The sequence below is a fragment of the Collinsella aerofaciens genome, assembly GCF_015557435.1.
Classification (GTDB): Bacteria; Actinomycetota; Coriobacteriia; order Coriobacteriales; family Coriobacteriaceae; genus Collinsella; species Collinsella aerofaciens_Z.
On sequence record NZ_JADNOH010000096.1, the window covers coordinates 16,163 to 34,200 of the forward strand.

An 18,038-nucleotide genomic window follows, 5' to 3' on the forward strand; every position below is an offset into this window, starting at 1 on the left:
CCGATGAAAGGAGCCGCCCATGCCCGCGCTCGACCTTTGGAACCTCGCCTCCCAGCTCAAAAGCAACGATTATCGCTGGGTCGACCTCACCCACACGCTCTCATGCGACACCCCGCACTGGTTTGGCTTTAAGCCATTTGAGTCCACCAAGCTCTTCGACTACCTGCCCGGCACGCCCGAGGACATGCTCGCGCCCATGCGTTGCTTCCAGTATTCGGTCGCCTCGCAGTACGGCACCCACGTCGACGCGCCGCGCCACTTCCATGTCGAGGGTCGTTCCCTTGGAGAGATTGAACCCATCGAGTTTATGCATCCGCTCTGCGTGATCGACAAGCATGAGGAGTGCGCCGCGAATCCCGACTTTATCCTGACCATCGAGGACCTCAAAGCCTGGGAGGATGAGCACGGTCGCATTCCCAAGGACGCTTTCGTCGCCTTCCGCTCCGACTGGTCCAAGCTCGCCGACCTCGAGAACAAGGACGAGGACGGCCAGCCCCACTACCCCGGCTGGGACCTCGGCGCCATCAAGTGGCTCGTTGAAGAGCGCGACATCGGCGCCATCGGCCACGAGCCGGCTGACACCGACCCGGCGAGCGTGACCACGCGTGAGGACGCCTACCCCTACCCCGGCGAACAGTACATCCTCTCGGTCGACCGCTATCAGATCGAGGTCATGGACCATCTAGACGAGCTTCCCGCCACGGGCGCCGTCATCTTCTGCACCTTCCCCAAGGTGCGTGATAGCGTCGGATATCCCGCACGTGTCTTTGCGGTCTGCCCCGCGTCATAAGTTCCCATGCGTTTGTTCTTCTAAATACGGCCATCCGGTGCACGCGACATGGCCCGGCGGCATACAATCCATCAGGCGCCCCATACGCGGGCGCCTTTTTATGGGGAGATGATTCACATGCAGATCAACAAGGTCGCCTTCATCGGCAAGGGCGGCGTGGGCCTGCTCTACGGCAGCATGATCGCCCAAGCGCTCGGCAACGACGCCGTCGAATACGTTATGGACGACGCGCGCTTTGAGCGCCACGCGGGTGATGCGCTCACCGTCAACGGCAAGCCCTGCGCGCTCAAGTCCGTCCGCGCGAGCGAGGCGACGCCCGTCGACCTGGTCATCCTCACGGTCAAGACAACCGGGCTCGATGTGGCGCTCAAAACCCTGGAAAGCGTCGTGGGACCCGACACGCTGATCGCGTCGCTGTGCAACGGCATCACGAGCGAGCAGAAGATTGCCGAGCGCTTTGGCTGGGAGCACACCGTCCTTGGTATCTGCCAGGGCATGGACGCCGTGTTTCTCAACGGCGCGCTCACCTTTACCAATGCGGGCGAGATCCGCTTTGGTGCGGCCGCCGGCACCGACCCCGCGACCGTCACCGCTATCGACGGGCTCTACACGCGCTGCGGCATCGCCCACACCGTCGAGGACGACATCGCCCACCGCATGTGGGCAAAACTTATGCTCAACGACGGCATCAACCAGACTTGCATGGCCTACGGCGGCACGTACGGAAGTGCCACGGAACAGGGCTCCGAGCAGCTCCGCAGTTTTGTCTCCGCCATGCGCGAGACGCTTGCGGTCGCCAACGCCGAGGGTATCGAGCTCACCGAGGCAGACCTAACGCAGATGGTGCATCTCATCGAGGGGCTCGACCCCGCCGGCATGCCCTCGATGGCGCAGGACCGCGTCGCGCAGCGCAAAACAGAGGTCGAGGAGTTCGCGGGCACCGTCCGCCGCCTCGCGGCCAAGCACGATATCCAGGCGCCGCAGAACGAATGGCTCTATCGGCGCATCCGTGATATCGAGGCAAGCTGGTAACGCCGCCGCACCGCATCCAACAGTCTCAATAGCAAAAACCGCCGCAAAGGGCACTCCCCTTGTGGCGGTTTTCATGTTCAGCCACGGCCAACAGTCATTTTCGCAACAGCTAGAGATGCGACTCCGGAACCTCGTCCTCATCGTCGCGACAAAGGACAACACCGGCGCTTCCCAGCAGTGTGACCGCGATCAGCGCGCCGACCACAATAGGAGCAGCCCCGCACGAGCCCTGCATGCCTGCGACAAACGCAGCTGTAGGGCCAAGACAGCCAAGTACCAATGCGACGGCGGCGATAGCGATATCTCGAGCGTTCATGAGACCACTTCCTCCACGAGAAAGACCTTATTTCTCATGAACCAGTGTGCCCCGCATGCATACGCCCAGCGTACCGCCACGGTAAGGGCTCTGTTAACTCAAACGCACATAAAGAAAGGGCGGCTTTACGTTGCCTAAAAGCTCAGTAAAGACGCCCGCCCATCATGTGCCTATTTTGCTCTGATGGCAGATTACCAACCGGTGTAGTAGTCGGTGGTTCCGGCGGCGCAGCCGGAGTCATAGACCTTGCAATCACCCTTGGAGCCCGTAAAGGTCGAGCCCTGGGCCATATCGCCCGCGGCAACAACGTAATAGCCGTCGGAATCGCGCCAGAAGCCCTCAGAATCCTGAGTCCATTCGCCCGTGCGATAGTGATAAAGCACATTGCTGCTGTAATAGGTCTCGCGGCGCCCGTTGTAGTTATTGACACCCGCAGAGCGCGTCAGGCCCGATCCGTTCGCGTAGGACGCGGCAGACGCGTAGGACGGAGTGTAGCCGGCGTTGTAGTACGAAGCCTGGGCGGCCTCGGCAGCCTCTGCCTCGGCGGCAGCGGCCTCGAGCGCTTCGCGCTTGGCATTCTCAAGCGCAGTGCGCAGCTCATCGAGCTCGGTCGACTTCGCGTCGACCTCCCCCATCGTCAAAAGGCTGCCCGCACCATCGATACAACCCTGCAGCACAGCGCGCTCGTCATCGGTGGCATAGTCACCATACATGTTTAGGATAATCTGAGCGCGCATCTCAAGGGAATCGCGCTTGGCCTCCATCGAGGCGTTCCACTCCTGCATGGAACCATAACCATCGCCGCGATAATCAACGGGCTGTACCAGCGTCGTCTCGGACGGCGTAGATCCAACCGTATCGGACAGTGTTGCCGCGTGGGCATCAGTTGTGCCGGCGCCCGCCAAAAGCGCCACGGTCAGAGCGGCGGAAAGGGCGGCGGCTTTCGGTTTTCGTGAATCGATCCTCATGTAGCTGGAAACCTCCGTAGTGCGTTTTTGCTGCGTTTGAGCTGCGTGTGATTCGATCGCGCTGCATAGTACCTCGAGCAAATCGCGACCTGCGGTTTTACTCAAAAGGCGCACGTCAATTGCGTAAAACTCACATCCTCTCAACAGGAGTTTTCCACAACTCGAATGCATAAAGCATGCCAAAAACCCTGTAATAGCGCCCTTCCTATGCAAAAAAGGCGCCTGCGCAACCATTGCTTGCGCAGGCGCCTTGAGCAGGCATTTTATGCAGTTATACCTATCGAGTCGCAAGGGGTCCTTGCACAAGTCGCCTTACTCGTCCAGCGCGGCGAAGGCCTGCTTCAGATCCCAAATGATGTCCTCGGCGTTCTCGGTACCGATGGAAAGACGGATCGTGGAGGGCGTGATGTTCTGCTCGGCGAGCTCCTCGGCAGAGAGCTGGGAGTGCGTGGTGGTAGCCGGGTGCACGACGAGCGACTTGACGTCGGCCACGTTGGCGAGCAGCGAGAACACCTGCAGATGATCGATGAACTTCCAAGCTGCCTCCTGGCCACCCTTAATCTCAAAGGTGAAGATCGACGCGCCACCGTTGGGGAAGTACTTCTGATAGAGCTCGTGATCGGGGTGCTCAGACAGGCTCGGGTGGTTCACCTTGACGACATGGCTGTCACCAGCCAGGAACTCAACGACCTTCTTGGTGTTCTCGACATGACGGTCGACGCGCAGCGACAGAGTCTCGGTACCCTGGAGCAAGATCCAGGCGTTGAACGGGCTGATGCAGGCGCCCTCGTCGCGCAGCAAGATGGCGCGGACATAGGTCGCGAAGGCAGCGGGACCGGCAGCCTCGGCAAACGAGACGCCATGGTAGGAGGGGTTGGGCTCGGCGATCTGCGCATACTTGCCGCTCGCCTTCCAGTCGAAGTTGCCGCCATCGACGATCACGCCGCCCAGCGAAGTTCCGTGGCCGCCGATGAACTTAGTTGCGGAGTGGACAACGATGTTGGCGCCATGCTCCAGCGGACGGAACAGATACGGGGTGCCGAAAGTGTTGTCGACGACGACCGGCAAACTATGCCTCTTGGCGATCTCGGAGATGGCGTCGATGTTGGGAATGTCGGAATTGGGGTTGCCGAGCGTCTCGAGGTAGATGACCGTGGTGTTGTCCCTGATGGCACCCTCAACCTCTTCCAGGTTATGAGCATCGACAAACGTGGTCTCGACGCCAAACTGGGAGAGCGTATGCTCCAGCAGGTTGTAGGAGCCACCGTAGATGGTCTTCTGAGCCACCACGTGGTCACCAGCCTGGGCAAGAGCCTGCAGGGTATAGGTGATGGCAGCGGCACCGGAGGCGACGGCAAGACCGGCCACGCCACCCTCGAGCGCGGCGATACGGTCCTCAAAGACGCCCTGGGTGGAGTTGGTCAGACGGCCGTAGATGTTACCGGCGTCGGCAAGACCAAAGCGGTCGGCGGCGTGCTGGGAGTTGCGGAACACATAGCTCGTGGTCTGGTAGATAGGCACGGCGCGGGAGTCGGATGCGGGGTCGGCGCTCTCCTGGCCAACATGAAGCTGCAGGGTATCGAAACCAAAGGTGTGCTCGGGGTTGTTGATGAACTGGCTCATGATGATCTCCTTGATCGAACGAAAGTAAATAAATAAGAGAAAAGTAAGTCGCTGTCTCCTGATCACGCCAACGGGCGCAAACAGGAGCCCGGCATTCGTCTTGGCAAGCAGTTCATATGCGGTCCTCCTTTTGACATCCCGGTTCCGTGGTCGGCTTAATTACCTACCTCCTTTGTATGTTTTGAATAGTACGAGCATTGTTTCGCTCGGTCAATCACTTAAAAGCGCTAACCTGTTATCGGTTTTTTAGATAGCTATCGAAAGGACGGGCACCGATGACCCTCCAGCAGCTTCGTTTTCTTATCGCCGTGGCAGAGTCCGGCTCAATCAACGCCGCAGCTCAGCGCCTCTATACCGCTCAGTCCAACATCTCAAACGCCATCAAAAGCCTAGAACAAGAGCTCCATCTGGAGATCTTTACGCGCTCCAGCCGCGGCGTCACGCTCACCAACGACGGCACCGAGCTTTTGGGCTATGCGCGCCAGGTCGTAGAGCAGGCCGACATGCTCGAGGCACGCTACGAGGACGGTGGCACCCCGCAAGCCCGCCTCGCCATTTCCGCCCAGCACTACGCCTTTTCGGTCGAGGCCTTTGTCAACGTAGTCGAGCGCTGCCGCGACAGCAAGTTCGAGTTCATCATGCGCGAGACCACCACATCGCAGATCATCGATGACGTCCGTGCGTTTCGCAGCGATATCGGCATTCTGTATCTGGATGACTTTAACGCCCGCGTTCTGCAGAAGGCCTTCGCCGATGCTCGCGCAAGCTTCCATCCCCTATTCGACGCGACGGTCCACGTCTTCGTTAGCGAGCGCCACCCGCTCGCACGCCGCCCGCAGCTGTCCCTTGCCGACCTCACGCCCTATACGCGCTACAGCTTTGAGCAGGGAACCTCAAACTCCTTCTATTACGCCGAGGAACCTTTTAGCTATATCCCTTGCGACCGCAACATACGAATCTCGGACCGCGGAACACTTACTAACTTACTTATCACGTCGAACGGTTACACCCTGTCGACCGGTGTCCTCTCCAATGAAATGCAATGGGGCATGGCATCGATCCCGCTAGCAGACGCCCCAACGATGCACGTTGGCTACATCATGCACGACGAGCGCAAGCCCTCTCTCCTCTTGCAGCAATACCTCGACGAGCTCAACCGCATCATCCATGCCAACTAACAGTCGGAAGACGGGGTAGAAATCGTAGATTGCTGGCCCCCGGCGGGCATGGCGCTACAATGGTCACTCACATGAAATGCACTCAACGAAAGGAAGCCCGTGAAGGTCATCATCTACACCGACGGCTCGGCCCGATCAAATCCGGGACGCGGCGGCTACGGCGCCGTGCTCAAATACACCAACCCCGCCGGCAAGACCTTCACCTCCGAGCTTTCGCGCGGCTACGCCAAGACCACCAACAACCGCATGGAACTCATGGCGGTCATCGTGGCGCTCGAGGCGCTCAACCGCCCTTGCGAGGTCGAAGTCCATTCCGATTCGCAGTATGTCGTCAACGCCTTTAACAAGCACTGGATCGACGGCTGGAAAAAGCGCGGATGGAAAACCGCCAACAAGCAACCCGTCAAGAACCGCGACCTGTGGGAGCGCCTACTCACCGCCAAAAGCAAGCACAAGGTTGAGTTCATCTGGGTTAAGGGTCACGCCGGTCACGAGCTCAACGAGCGCTGCGATGAGCTCGCCACCACGGCGGCCGACGGCAGCAACCTCGATATCGACGCCGGCTTTAACGAGAGCGACCTGTAATAGCGTTTTCGCGCAGCTTTATATCCCCACGCGCTACACTCATCCTGTAGACCAAACAACGCAAGGGGGACGTATGCTGCGCATCGCGACCATCGGCACATCCATGATCACCGACGACTTTATCCAAGTCGTCAACGCCAACGACCAAGCCGCGTTTGTGGGCACGCTTTCACGCGATGCCAATCGCGGTGCCGCCTTTACCGCCGAGCGCGGTGGCGAGCGAAACTTTACTTCACTCGATGAGCTCGCGGCAGCCGCCGACGTCGACGCCGTCTATATCGGCAGCCCTAACGCACTTCACTACGAGCAGGCCCTTGCCTGCATCGCCGGTGGCAAGCACGTCATCGTCGAGAAGCCCTTCTGCGCCACCGAAGCGCAGGCGCTGGAAGTCTTCCGCGCTGCCGAGGCGGCAGGTGTCGTGGCCCTCGAGGCCATGCGTCCCCTCCACGACCCCGCCTTCCACGCCATCGAGGACGCCCTGGGCGAGATCGCCCCCATCCGCCGCGCCTCATTGCGCTTTGGCAAATATTCCTCGCGCTACAACGAGATTCTCGCGGGACGCGCCACCAATATCTTCGACTGCAATATGGCATCGGGTTCCCTCATGGACATTGGCGTCTACACCGTCGAGCCCATGGTCGAGATTTTCGGCATGCCCTCCGGCCTTACGAGCATGGCTACTCTGCTCGACCCCGCCACGCGACAGCTCACGCACGGCCCCATCGACGGCTGCGGTTCCATCCTCGCCAGCTACGGCGGTGGCCGCATCTCCGTCGAGCTCGCGCACTCCAAAATAACGAATGACCTGCTGCCCTCGCAGATCGAAGGCGAGCGTGGCACTATCCAGATCGACCATCTGTCCACGCCCCGCAACGTCCGCATCGACTATCGCGGCGATGTCGTACGCGGCTCGGCGACCGAGGCACCGCGCGAACAGGGCGACAACGGCCGCGTGCTCGACCTGCCTAAATCGAGCAACACTATGGAATACGAACTCACAGACTTTATCACCGCCATCGGCGGCATCGATAACGTTAAGGAAGAGATTTGGGAGACCCCGGCGGGACGTCACGAACTTGGCCACTACCGCGATGTCACGCTCGTCTCATTGCGCATCATGGATGCCGTGCGCCAGCAGGCCGGCATTACCTTCCCGTCCGACGCAGGCAAGCAGGCCTAGCGATGGGCTTCTTCGATGCGTTCTTCTCCAGCGTCACCGGCGGCAGTCGAGAGCCTCAAAAACCATCAAACATTGAGTTCGAGTTGCGCCGCAGGCTTACTGTGCTCGCAAGCGACGAGGCCACTCAAGACACTCCCCTGCGCTATTTCCTGCGTTGGGCGGGGCAAGTCCAGGGCGTTGGTTTTCGCTTTACCAACACCAACCTCGCGCAGGTACGCGCACTCACCGGCTGGGTGCGCAACATGGAAGACGGCTCGGTCGAGATGGAGATACAGGGAGCTCCGGCAAACGTCCTATCTCATCTCGAGGCGCTTCATGCTTCCTACGAGCGCATGGGAACGCGTTTTCGCCTCGTAGAAGCCCAGACCCAAGCCCCACTTGCCAATGAAGACAGTTTCATTCCTCGTTATTAGTATTGTGTGCTAAATACGGTATCATTTACCTACGACCGTTGATAGAAAAGAGGCGAGGCGCATGGCGGTGCAAAGAAGGAATACCAAGCAGCGAAAGCTGGTTCTTGACGCCGTGCGCCAAAGTTATAACCATCCCACCGCCGACGAAATCTACAACGTCGTGCGCGCGCAGGATGACAAAATCAGCCGCGGTACAGTCTACCGCAATCTCAATCTCTTGGCCGACGCCGGCGAGATCCTCTCCATCAAGACGCCGGGCGGCAGCCGCTTCGATCGCACGATCGAGCCGCATGCGCATATCATCTGCACCTCATGCAGCCGCGTCATCGACGTACCGCTCCCCTTCGATGCCCAGCTCGACGCCAGGGCGTCCGAGCAAATCGGCTGGCACGTCACGTCGCACTACACCATCTTCGAGGGTCTCTGCCCCGACTGCCGGTAGATGTTTGGGACATGCCTACTCAGCAAGTAGACGACGCAGCTCTTCTTCGACCGTGCGCACGTAGCGGACACGGTCATTGACACCGCGCATGCTGGGATTGCAGCTCTCCATCAGATAGGGATGGCCCACCACGTTGAGCATGTCGCGATCGTTTTCGTTATCTCCAAACGCCATCATTTCGTTAGGTGAGATCCCCAGCGCACAACCATAATCGGCAAGCGCGGACCCCTTGCCCGAATCAAAGCCGATAAAGTCGGTCCATTCGGTTCCCGACGTCATCACATCGACCCGGTCGCTAAAGCGACGCACAAAATACTCCAGCGCCGCCGGCTGCTCCGCCTCGGGCGTCTGGAAGGCAATCTTAATGACATCCTCGTCAATGTCTTCGGGACGGTCGACTACCGCCACATCACAATGGACCTCATAACGCAGGTGGTCAACAAACGCATCGTTGCTGCTCATGGTGTAGAGGTGTCCCTCGCACGAAAGGGTCACGTCGGCATGGGGGTACGCAACCACGGCATTCGCGATATCCATGGCCAGGCCACGCTCCATAGAACGCTTGACCACGGCACGCCCCTCGCTCATGACCAGGGCTCCGTTTTCGCATACATAGGCGAGTTCATCGGCCACCGGGGCAAACAGGTAGCGCAGGCTCGCGTATTGGCGACCGCTCGCCGGCATAAACACGATACCGCGACGATGCAGCTCATCGATAAGCTCAAAGGCCACGGAACGCGGCTCGCGCTCCCCCGGATGCAGCAACGTGCCGTCCAAATCGCATGCAATCAGCTTGATTCCCTCAAGACCCATATGCTTCCCCCAAAGCCTCCTATCAACAGCAAGACGGACCTTGATCGGTCACCCCTCAAAGCCCGTCTTGCGCATACGCGCGCTTAGTCGCGCGTCTTTTTAACGATGGTAAAGTCCGGAGCCATGCTCACGACAACATCGGCCGCGCTCGACGTAAAGCGTCGACCCGCATCGAGCTCGTGCGAAACAATCGAGATTCGAGCTCCCTCGACACCGCGAAGCATACGGCCCAAAACCGGCTGCACCGGCGTATACATGCGCACGGTATGCTCATCCGAGTCACCCCGGAAGAGCGGCGCATGCATGTTGCCGATCTCCCAGCACGCATGCGCGAGCGCAATCGGATCCATGCGGTCGACTTCGACCAAATAAACCTCGGCGCTGCGCAGGCGCACGACAACCGCCACGGGCACCATGCCCGAACGGTCAATGGCGAGCACGTCGCCATCGGCAAGACGACCGCCGTCGGCAGTATCCAACCGAACATCGATCGTGCGCCCCAGCTCCGTCACGCCCACAAACGCGCATGCATCAGCCTGGTCCCAATCGAGCAGTAGCTCGTCAACTTCAAAGACACCGCCCAGCTCCCGGCGAAGCAGGAGTTCATAGGACGGATCGTTGAGATTTCCCAAGCATGTCGTCGAAACCAAGCGTTCAGGCATACTCTAGTCCTCGACCTCGACGAGCTCGATATCAAAGTTGAGATCCTTGCCGGCGAGCTCGTGGTTGGCGTCGAGCGTCACGGCCTCGGGCGTCACGTCTATGACCACGGCGGGGACGGGCATGCCGCTCGGCGTGGACAGGAAGAGCTTCATGCCCTTCTCGATCTGCTCGATATTGGGGACCTGCTCAGCCGGGAAGGTCAGGACCATCTCGGGATTGTGCTCGCCGTAGGCATCGGCAGCGGGAATGTGCACGGTCTTCTTCTCGCCCACCTGCATGTCGACAACAGCGGCGTCGAAGCCCTTGATCATCTGACCGGCGCCGCAGGTGAACTCCAGCGGCTCGCCGCGATCGTAAGAGCTATCGAACTGCGTGCCGTCGTCGAGCATGCCACGATAATGGGTCTTGACCTTCTTGCCCTGGTTGGACATGGTAACCTCCGTGATAAGGGCGGCGCACAACGCGGGCCGCCATGAACATATGGCGCTAACTATACCCTAGTCATACAATTTGAAGACAGTTTGCAAAGAAACGCTGCAACCGGAGGAACTATGGCATATCCCATATTTGACCTACACTGCGACACCGCCGACCGCATTGGCTGGGCCACACTCGATCTCGACTTGCGCTTCACCGCCGGCAGCGACGGTTATTTCCCCGGCGACGAGACGCATCCGCAAGACTTCGACCTCATCGAGGGCAACGCCTGTGCCATCTCACTCGCAAAGATCGGCAAGACCCCGTGGGCGCAGTGCTTCGCCACCTATATTCCGGACAAGATTCCCGCCGCCCACGCCGCGCGCTTCCAAGCGCAGATCATGGCGCACATGAGCGGACAGGCCATGCTCAACCACGACCGCATGGTCAACGTGCAAAGTGCCTCAGACATTCGTCCCGCGCTCAAGGACGGCAAGGTCGCCTGCATCCACACCATCGAAAACGCCACCTTCTTTGCCGAGGACCCCGCGCTCATCGAGGTACTCAAGAGCCTGGGCGTACTCATGTCATCACTCAGCTGGAACGCGCAGGGACCGCTCGCGAGCGGACACGACACTCATGCCGGTCTCACCGCTGCCGGCATCGAGGCACTCACGCAGATGGAGCACGCCGGCATGGTACTCGACGTCTCCCACCTCAACGACGAGTGCTTTGACGAGGTTGTCGCCCATGCAACGCGCCCCTTCGTCGCCAGCCACTCCAACTCCCGCGCGGTTTGCGGCGTCAAGCGCAACCTCACCGACGACCAGTTCCGCACCATTCGCGATATGGGCGGCATCGTCGGCCTCAACTACTGCAGCGAGTTCCTCTCTAACGAAGCGACAAAAGAGACCGCCGCAGACGTCACCTTCGACCAGCTGGCTGCACATATCGAGCATTGGCTTGACTTGGATGGCGAGGACGCCATCGCACTCGGTGGCGACTGGGACGGCGCCACGGTACCCGACTTCCTCTCCGATGCCAGCAAGATGCCTGAGTTCCAAAACATGCTCTCCAAGCGCTTTGGCAAGACCGTGATGCAAAAGCTCTGCAGCGACAACGCCCTCGCCTTCTTCGAGCGTTATTAATTTCACATCCCTTGAGCGGGCCGGCATGCCGGACGGTCGACATGCCGGCCCGTTCACAATCCAAAGGACCGCTTTTGACGCAGCAGTTTACGATTTCCGCATCTCGACCGGATGGCACATCCATCCCCGTCATCGTCACCAAAAAGCGCGTCAAGAACTTTAACCTGCGCGTCACTTCGAGCGGCGAGGTCCACGCCAGCGCACCGCTCGGCGCCAGCCGCGAGCGCATCGAGGCATTCGTTCAGCGTAACAGCGTGTGGATTATCAACCGCCTTGCTCGGCGCGAGCAGCGCCAGGCGACAACCGACGAACCGCTCAGTCCCCGCTCGACCATTGCGCTTTGGGACAAACCCATCACTGTTCAGGACGCACTCGACCACAACTTCGAATCGCCCGCACCGCGGCCCAAGCAAGCCACGTTCGCAAGCTTTATGGGTGCTAGCGAACCGGATGGACGCCCACAGGCCCGGCAACATGCAAACTTCGACGGCTTATCACCCGAAGAGCTCCAAGCCCGCATCGATCAACTCTATACGTCCGAAGTCGCCGCAGCGCTGCGCGACATGGTGCACGCGTACGAAATCGCCATGGGCGTCACCGTGGCCCGCGTCTCGGTACGCAGCATGAAGACGCGCTGGGGCTCATGCACGCCCAAAACCGCCACCATTCGCATCGCACGCGAGCTTGCTGCCTACCCCATCGAATGCCTCGACATGGTTGTCGCCCACGAGCTCGTCCACTTGCTCGAGCCGAGCCACAACCAGCGCTTTCATGCCCTCCTCGACACGTATTGCCCCGACAACAGAGCACTTTCGCAGCGACTCAAGCGACCGCCCGCCGACGATATCTAGCGTCGACTAGCGCACACGCTCGATCTCGACACCGCAGCTTGCCAGGGGCAGGCCGACAGGCGCCCACGGCTTATCGAGCTTGATGCGCACACCAAGCAGCGAGGGGTAACGGCGCAGTAACATCTGGGCTGTCCCCTCGGCTGCCGCCTCGATGAGCTTAAACGTATGCTCGCGCAGATAGCCGTCGACATCGTGGCACACTGAGCCGTAGTCGATCGAGGCGTCCAAGCTATCGTGCTCCCCCGCCGCACGCAGGTCGGCATAGAGCACAAGCGACACGACGAACTTCTGTCCCAGCGCGTTCTCCTCGGGATACACGCCATGGTTGGCAAAGACCTCAAGGCCGTCAATGACAATACGGTCGGCATGGCGCAGGTCGTCATAGCTCACATGGGGCACCGCCGTCGCAGTGGAGATATCGCCCCTGCCGCGACGGGCGAGCTCGGCCCCCTCAGTCTTGGTTGCATTCTCGGGTAGTTTTTTATTACTCATCGCGATCGTCTCCTTTACCTAGGACCCCGATCGCGCATACCGACTACACGCGAATCGACAGGTTCTTTTTATCATCGCTCCAGTTGCAAGCATTGCGCGCGGGACATGCAAAGCAGGCACGCGATGCTTTGTCGGCCGCATAGAGCAGGCGCTCGAGCGGCTGGCTGTTCACGCGCAGCTTTCGATGGCCCAAGATAGCCGTCTTAATGGCTGCGGCGTCGGCTGGCGCAAACGCCACATCGTCGGGCATGCCTGTAAGAATTGCATCGGCGACGCGCTCGCTTGCAACATCATGGGATATACCCGATTCATACTGTTCATCTTTGCCGATATCGTGAAGAAGCGCCGTGACATAGATGACTTCGCGGTCAAACTCGAGCTCTTCCTCAAGATTCTTGATCCACATAATGCGGGCGACATCCAACAGATGGTCAATACCGTGGCGGCAAAAGATGCGCCCCGATTCCAAGCGCGCAATGTTGCCCAGATGGCGCCGGAACAGACCATTGGCGCAGATGTAATCAATGCGAGGCATGGCGCCAAAAGGAGTCAAGCCAGAAGCCATAAAACCGCGACGCGGCGTTCCCTCATCGGTGTTCGATGCAAAGTCGTTAACGACCCTCATAGTTAGCGGCCCAACATCCTAAAGAACCGCTCCTCGAGCGCCGGATCGGTCTCAAAGACACCGCGACGAGCAAGCGTCACGGTCTTGGTGCCGGGCTTTTGCACGCCGCGCATGGTCATGCACATATGCTCTGCCTCCATGAGCACGATCGCCCCCTGGGGGGCAAGATAGTCCATAAGGGCATCGGCAACCTGCGCACACAGCTGCTCCTGCAGCTGCAGACGGCGGGCATAGACCTCCACCGTGCGGGCAAGCTTGGAAAGCCCGGCCACGCGGCCATTGGGGATATAACCGATCGCTGCCTTGCCATAAAACGGCAGCAAATGGTGCTCGCACAGCGAATAGAACGTGATGTCGCGCTCGATAACCAAATCGTTCGAAGCAACGGCAAAGGTTTTGGACAGGTGCTCCTCAGCGCTCTGGTCCATACCGCCGGCAATCTCACCATACATACGGGCAACACGCGCCGGGGTCTCCAGCAGGCCCTCACGAGTTGGGTCCTCGCCTATGCCCTCAAGCAACAGCTTAATGGCGGCCTCGACTTTTTCCTGATCGACCATCTGGGCCTCACTTTTCCGATTTCACGTTCGCGCTATGGTACCACGCCGGCGCACAGCCGCCACCAGCTACATAGTATGGGTCGAATAGACAGGATCGTCCCGCCAAAGCTCCACAGCGTCGCAAAGCGCAACATCCTCACGCGCAGCACGGGCGCGCGTGGCGTTCATATCGATCACACGCTGATTGCTCGAGCCCCTAAAGCGCAGCGTGATATCGTACAAATCCTGAACAAACGGACCGTCCACCAACATATCGAGGCAGGTAAGGATACGGTCCGTGACCTCGGTATGGTGGCAACCGCCCGGCATAAGCTCCTCGAGCACATCGCCGGTAAAGCACCAAATGGTCTTGCCCGACCCCACAGGATAGGCCGCACGCACGCGTTCTATAAAGTCAACAAGCCCCGCCTGATTCTCGGGCTCCATGGGCTCGCCACCCAGAATCGTCAGACCGTCGTTAAAGGGATGGTCGAGGCTCTCGATAATCTTGTCCTCGACGGCGCGATCGAACGGCTCACCCGCAGCAAAATCCCACGCGACAGAGTTAAAGCAGTTCTTGCACCCACGACGGCACCCGCTCACAAACAGAGAAGTACGAACGCCCTCCCCATCGGCAATGTCGAAATACTTAATGTTCGCGTAGTTCATAAGTGACTCTCCCGGGAGGCCGGGACATATCATCCCGTCCTCAAACATTCTCGGCCTGCGGCCTGCGAAACTGCGGGCGGGACGATATGTCCCGGCCTCATGCAAAGGGTAACTCAATGAACGAAGCGAACATCGAGTATAGGGTTCGAGGTCCAATAAAAAATGGGCTGCAGCTCAACCGCCATTGAAAGCAAATCGCCACCGCAGATCAACTCATTTCCGCTTAGAACTTCGAGGAGTGAGCAGACCGCGTGCTGCATCTCAGCTACGTCAACTTGGCTGCACCGTAGCGAGACGCCGGACCTTTGCTCGATATGAGTTCCGCACGAACAGGAGGCGCCAGTGGCGCCTCCGTCGTGAGTCAGGACTGTCCGAAATAGCGAGCAAATGCCCAAGCGGCCCTCTCGGTTCAGCCCCGGAGCGGTATTAGAGATGCAGCACGCGGTCGCGGATCTCCTCGGTTCGACCCTGGTTCCAGAACTGGGTACCGATGTAGCCGCACGTACGACGAGCGACGTTCATCTTCTCCTGGTCGCGGTTGCCGCAATTGGGGCACTCCCACACCAGCTTGCCGTCATCCTCGACAATCTTGATCTCGCCGTCGTAGCCGCACACCTGGCAGTAGTCGCTCTTGGTGTTGAGCTCGGCGTACATGATGTTGTCGTAGATGTACTGCATCACGCGAATGACAGCCTTGAGGTTGTCCTGCATGTTGGGAACCTCAACGTAGGAGATAGCACCGCCCGGCGAAAGCTGCTGGAACATGCCCTCGAACTTAAGCTTATCGAAGGCATCGATCTCCTCGGACACATGGACGTGATAGCTGTTGGTAATGTAGCCCTTGTCCGTCACGCCCGGGATAATGCCAAAACGGCGCTGCAGGCACTTGGCAAACTTGTAGGTCGTCGACTCAAGCGGGGTGCCGTACAGCGAAAAGTCGATATCGCTTTCGGCCTTCCACTCGGCGCACTTGTCGTTCATGCGCTGCATGACGGCCATGGCAAACGGCGTGCCTTCCTTCTCGGTGTGGCTGTGGCCCGTCATGTACTTGACGCACTCATACAGGCCGGCATAGCCCAGGCTGATGGTGGAGTATCCGCCCACGAGAAGCTTGTCGATCGTCTCGCCCTTCTTCAGACGAGCGAGGGCGCCATACTGCCACAGAATCGGTGCGGCGTCAGAAAGCGTACCCATCAGGCGCTCATGACGGCACAGCAGGGCACGGTGGCACAGCTCAAGGCGCTCGTCGAAGATCTTCCAGAACTTGTCCATGTCCTGATGCGAGCTCAGCGCGACATCGGGCAGGTTAATGGTCACAACGCCCTGGTTAAAGCGACCATAGTACTTGGGCTTGTTCGGGTCGTAGTTCAGCGCGTTGGCAACATTGTTAAAGCCGTTGCCCGAGCGGTCGGGCGTCAAGAAGCTGCGGCAACCCATGCAGGTGTAGCAGTCGCCGTTGCCGGCGGTCTCGCCCTTCGACAGCTTGAGCTCGCGCATCTTCTTCTCGGAGATGTAATCGGGCACCATGCGCTTGGCGGTGCACTTGGCAGCCAGCTGGGTCAGGTAGAAGTACGGGGAATCCTCGTGAACGTTATCGTCCTCGAGTACATAGATAAGCTTGGGGAATGCCGGGGTAATCCAAACGCCGGCCTCGTTCTTAACGCCCTCGTAGCGCTGGCGAAGCGTCTCCTCCACGATCATGGCAAGGTCGTGCTTCTCCTGAGGCGTACGGGCCTCGTTAAGATACATAAAGACCGTCACGAACGGCGCCTGGCCATTGGTGGTCATAAGGGTCACGACCTGATACTGAATCGTCTGGACGCCACGACGGATCTCGTCACGCAGGCGATCCTCAACAACCTCGCGGACCTTCTCGGCAGATGCAGAGACGCCGAGCTCCTCAAGCTCGCGAGCGACCTCGCCGCGAATCTTTTGACGACTCACCTCAACGAACGGGGCGAGATGGGTCAGCGAGATAGACTGGCCGCCATACTGGGAGGAAGCAACCTGGGCGATGATCTGCGTCGCGATATTGCAGGCAGTCGAGAAGCTGTGCGGCTTCTCGATTAGCGTGCCCGAAATAACAGTGCCGTTCTGGAGCATGTCCTCCAGGTTCACCAGGTCGCAGTTATGCATGTGCTGAGCAAAGTAATCCGAATCGTGGAAGTGGATCAGGCCCTCATTGTGGGCATCCACGATCTCCTGGGGCAGCAGCACGCGCTGGGTCAGGTCCTTGGAAATCTCGCCGGCCATGTAGTCGCGCTGAACGGAATTGACGGTCGGGTTCTTGTTGGAGTTCTCCTGCTTGACCTCTTCGTTATTGCACTCGATCAGCGACAGGATCTTGTCATCGGTCGTGTTCTTCTGGCGCTTCAGGCTCTGAACGTAGCGATAGATGATGTAGTGGCGGGCGACCTCGTAGCAGTCGAGACGCATGATCTCGTCCTCGACCAAATCCTGGATCTCCTCGACCGAAACGGTGTGGCCCGCGTTCTCGCATGCCTCGGCGACGTTTTGCGCCGCATAAACCACCTGGCGGTCGGTTAGACGAGAGCTCTCCTCGACCTCCAAGTTGGCGGCGCGGATGGCATTGACGATCTTATCGATGTCAAAGACAACCTCGGTGCCGCTGCGCTTGATGATCTTCATCCTCTTGCCTCTTTCGCGTCGTAGCCTCATTGCGCTTCAGAGCCAAACGATGCCCGGCAGGGCTTGCCCCTGTCTTGCGGCGCCGTCGCGCAATCTGTGTTCTCGATAAACCATAAGTCCTCATGCGGACAATCCTCGCGGCCGATCAAGCGGCTCAAAGGCGTGTCCAAATGGGGCGAATAAGGTCTTCGTTCTCTGTCCGCCATCTATCATACGACAAAGATGCATCTATATCCTGTATTCTTTTTTTAGGTCAAACACAACATATAGTGTTTCAGCAGGTCAAAGCAATTAGTCATTTTGCAGACGCATTATAAATGAGGGGTATTTGACAAGTCGGTAAAACGTTACCAACACGGCTACCTGCATGGCAGTTATAAAACCCCCTTAGTCAAGCCGCTGACAAATCCTACCAAAATCAAGCCGCTCACGCCAAAAGAATCCAAAAGATTATGCTTGACCAACATGTTGCGGTCACGCTCGGTCAGGACGCATGCAATCAGCCGGCGCCCCTACGGGATGCGAAGACCATCGCGCACAAACCTTGGATCAATATTTGGTGGCTTATTTGGCGGCGTACTTGGTGACAAAAAACAGCCCAGAGGACATAGCCTCTGAGCTGCGAACATTTGGTGGGCGTTAGAA

20 protein-coding genes are annotated in these 18,038 nt (G+C 59.1%); 9 read left to right on the forward strand and 11 right to left on the reverse strand.

What is annotated here, in order from left to right:
- The first annotated feature begins 19 nt into the window (after positions 1 to 19).
- Positions 20 to 790, forward strand: a complete 771-nt coding sequence (locus I2G43_RS09355; protein WP_195535944.1) for a cyclase family protein — start codon at positions 20 to 22, stop codon at positions 788 to 790.
- Between the two features lie 117 nt (positions 791 to 907).
- A complete protein-coding gene (locus tag I2G43_RS09360) occupies positions 908 to 1,822 on the forward strand; it encodes a ketopantoate reductase family protein (RefSeq protein ID WP_229071767.1) in 915 nt (304 codons plus the stop codon).
- 109 nt (positions 1,823 to 1,931) lie between these two features.
- On the opposite strand, the gene I2G43_RS09365 is transcribed toward I2G43_RS09360, so the two are convergent.
- The 3 genes from I2G43_RS09365 to I2G43_RS09375 all read right to left on the reverse strand — a co-directional run bounded on the left by I2G43_RS09365 (position 1,932) and on the right by I2G43_RS09375 (position 4,729).
- Positions 1,932 to 2,138: a hypothetical protein gene (locus I2G43_RS09365; RefSeq protein ID WP_195535946.1), complete on the reverse strand. Its 207-nt coding sequence runs from the start codon at positions 2,136 to 2,138 to the stop codon at positions 1,932 to 1,934.
- 191 nt (positions 2,139 to 2,329) lie between these two features.
- Complete coding sequence (locus tag I2G43_RS09370; protein WP_195535947.1) at positions 2,330 to 3,106, reverse strand: hypothetical protein; 777 nt, start codon at positions 3,104 to 3,106, stop codon at positions 2,330 to 2,332.
- A gap of 312 nt (positions 3,107 to 3,418) precedes the next feature.
- Positions 3,419 to 4,729: an O-acetylhomoserine aminocarboxypropyltransferase/cysteine synthase family protein gene (locus I2G43_RS09375; RefSeq protein WP_195535948.1), complete on the reverse strand. Its 1,311-nt coding sequence runs from the start codon at positions 4,727 to 4,729 to the stop codon at positions 3,419 to 3,421.
- 275 nt (positions 4,730 to 5,004) lie between these two features.
- On the opposite strand from I2G43_RS09375, the gene I2G43_RS09380 reads away from it, so the two are divergent.
- The 5 genes from I2G43_RS09380 to I2G43_RS09400 all read left to right on the forward strand — a co-directional run bounded on the left by I2G43_RS09380 (position 5,005) and on the right by I2G43_RS09400 (position 8,527).
- Positions 5,005 to 5,907, forward strand: coding sequence for a LysR family transcriptional regulator (locus I2G43_RS09380; protein WP_195535949.1), 903 nt, complete (start codon positions 5,005 to 5,007; stop codon positions 5,905 to 5,907).
- Positions 5,908 to 6,006: 99 nt separating this feature from the next.
- A complete protein-coding gene (gene rnhA, locus I2G43_RS09385) occupies positions 6,007 to 6,492 on the forward strand; it encodes a ribonuclease HI (protein ID WP_089572983.1) in 486 nt (161 codons plus the stop codon).
- Between the two features lie 73 nt (positions 6,493 to 6,565).
- A complete protein-coding gene (locus I2G43_RS09390) occupies positions 6,566 to 7,672 on the forward strand; it encodes a Gfo/Idh/MocA family protein (protein WP_117779257.1) in 1,107 nt (368 codons plus the stop codon).
- 2 nt (positions 7,673 to 7,674) lie between these two features.
- On the forward strand, positions 7,675 to 8,085 hold the full coding sequence (locus tag I2G43_RS09395) for an acylphosphatase (RefSeq protein WP_195535950.1): 411 nt from the start codon (positions 7,675 to 7,677) through the stop codon (positions 8,083 to 8,085).
- 61 nt (positions 8,086 to 8,146) lie between these two features.
- Complete coding sequence (locus I2G43_RS09400) at positions 8,147 to 8,527, forward strand: Fur family transcriptional regulator (protein WP_195535951.1); 381 nt, start codon at positions 8,147 to 8,149, stop codon at positions 8,525 to 8,527.
- A 15-nt stretch (positions 8,528 to 8,542) separates the two neighbouring features.
- On the opposite strand, the gene I2G43_RS09405 is transcribed toward I2G43_RS09400, so the two are convergent.
- The 3 genes from I2G43_RS09405 to I2G43_RS09415 all read right to left on the reverse strand — a co-directional run bounded on the left by I2G43_RS09405 (position 8,543) and on the right by I2G43_RS09415 (position 10,434).
- Positions 8,543 to 9,340, reverse strand: coding sequence for an HAD-IIB family hydrolase (locus I2G43_RS09405; protein WP_195535952.1), 798 nt, complete (start codon positions 9,338 to 9,340; stop codon positions 8,543 to 8,545).
- Between the two features lie 83 nt (positions 9,341 to 9,423).
- Positions 9,424 to 10,002 (reverse strand): urease accessory protein UreE, encoded by a 579-nt coding sequence (locus I2G43_RS09410; protein ID WP_195535953.1) that lies wholly within the window; start codon positions 10,000 to 10,002, stop codon positions 9,424 to 9,426.
- Positions 10,003 to 10,005: 3 nt separating this feature from the next.
- Entirely contained in the window at positions 10,006 to 10,434 is a 429-nt protein-coding gene (locus I2G43_RS09415; protein ID WP_195535954.1) for an FKBP-type peptidyl-prolyl cis-trans isomerase, read from the reverse strand.
- A 120-nt stretch (positions 10,435 to 10,554) separates the two neighbouring features.
- Here I2G43_RS09415 and I2G43_RS09420 point away from each other — a divergent pair, with 120 nt between their 5' ends.
- Positions 10,555 to 11,568: a dipeptidase gene (locus I2G43_RS09420; protein ID WP_195535955.1), complete on the forward strand. Its 1,014-nt coding sequence runs from the start codon at positions 10,555 to 10,557 to the stop codon at positions 11,566 to 11,568.
- 74 nt (positions 11,569 to 11,642) lie between these two features.
- A complete protein-coding gene (locus I2G43_RS09425; RefSeq protein WP_195535956.1) occupies positions 11,643 to 12,419 on the forward strand; it encodes a M48 family metallopeptidase in 777 nt (258 codons plus the stop codon).
- A gap of 6 nt (positions 12,420 to 12,425) precedes the next feature.
- Here the strand turns inward: I2G43_RS09425 and folB are convergent, their stop codons facing one another.
- The 5 genes from folB to nrdD all read right to left on the reverse strand — a co-directional run bounded on the left by folB (position 12,426) and on the right by nrdD (position 17,393).
- Positions 12,426 to 12,911: a dihydroneopterin aldolase gene (gene folB, locus I2G43_RS09430; RefSeq protein WP_195535957.1), complete on the reverse strand. Its 486-nt coding sequence runs from the start codon at positions 12,909 to 12,911 to the stop codon at positions 12,426 to 12,428.
- Between the two features lie 43 nt (positions 12,912 to 12,954).
- Complete coding sequence (locus I2G43_RS09435; protein ID WP_195535958.1) at positions 12,955 to 13,536, reverse strand: HD domain-containing protein; 582 nt, start codon at positions 13,534 to 13,536, stop codon at positions 12,955 to 12,957.
- A gap of 2 nt (positions 13,537 to 13,538) precedes the next feature.
- Positions 13,539 to 14,096: a GTP cyclohydrolase I FolE gene (gene folE, locus I2G43_RS09440; RefSeq protein WP_022094399.1), complete on the reverse strand. Its 558-nt coding sequence runs from the start codon at positions 14,094 to 14,096 to the stop codon at positions 13,539 to 13,541.
- Positions 14,097 to 14,162: 66 nt separating this feature from the next.
- Entirely contained in the window at positions 14,163 to 14,744 is a 582-nt protein-coding gene (gene nrdG / locus I2G43_RS09445; RefSeq protein WP_195535959.1) for an anaerobic ribonucleoside-triphosphate reductase activating protein, read from the reverse strand.
- Positions 14,745 to 15,170: 426 nt separating this feature from the next.
- Entirely contained in the window at positions 15,171 to 17,393 is a 2,223-nt protein-coding gene (gene nrdD / locus I2G43_RS09450; RefSeq protein WP_117770171.1) for an anaerobic ribonucleoside-triphosphate reductase, read from the reverse strand.
- Positions 17,394 to 18,038 lie beyond the last annotated feature (645 nt).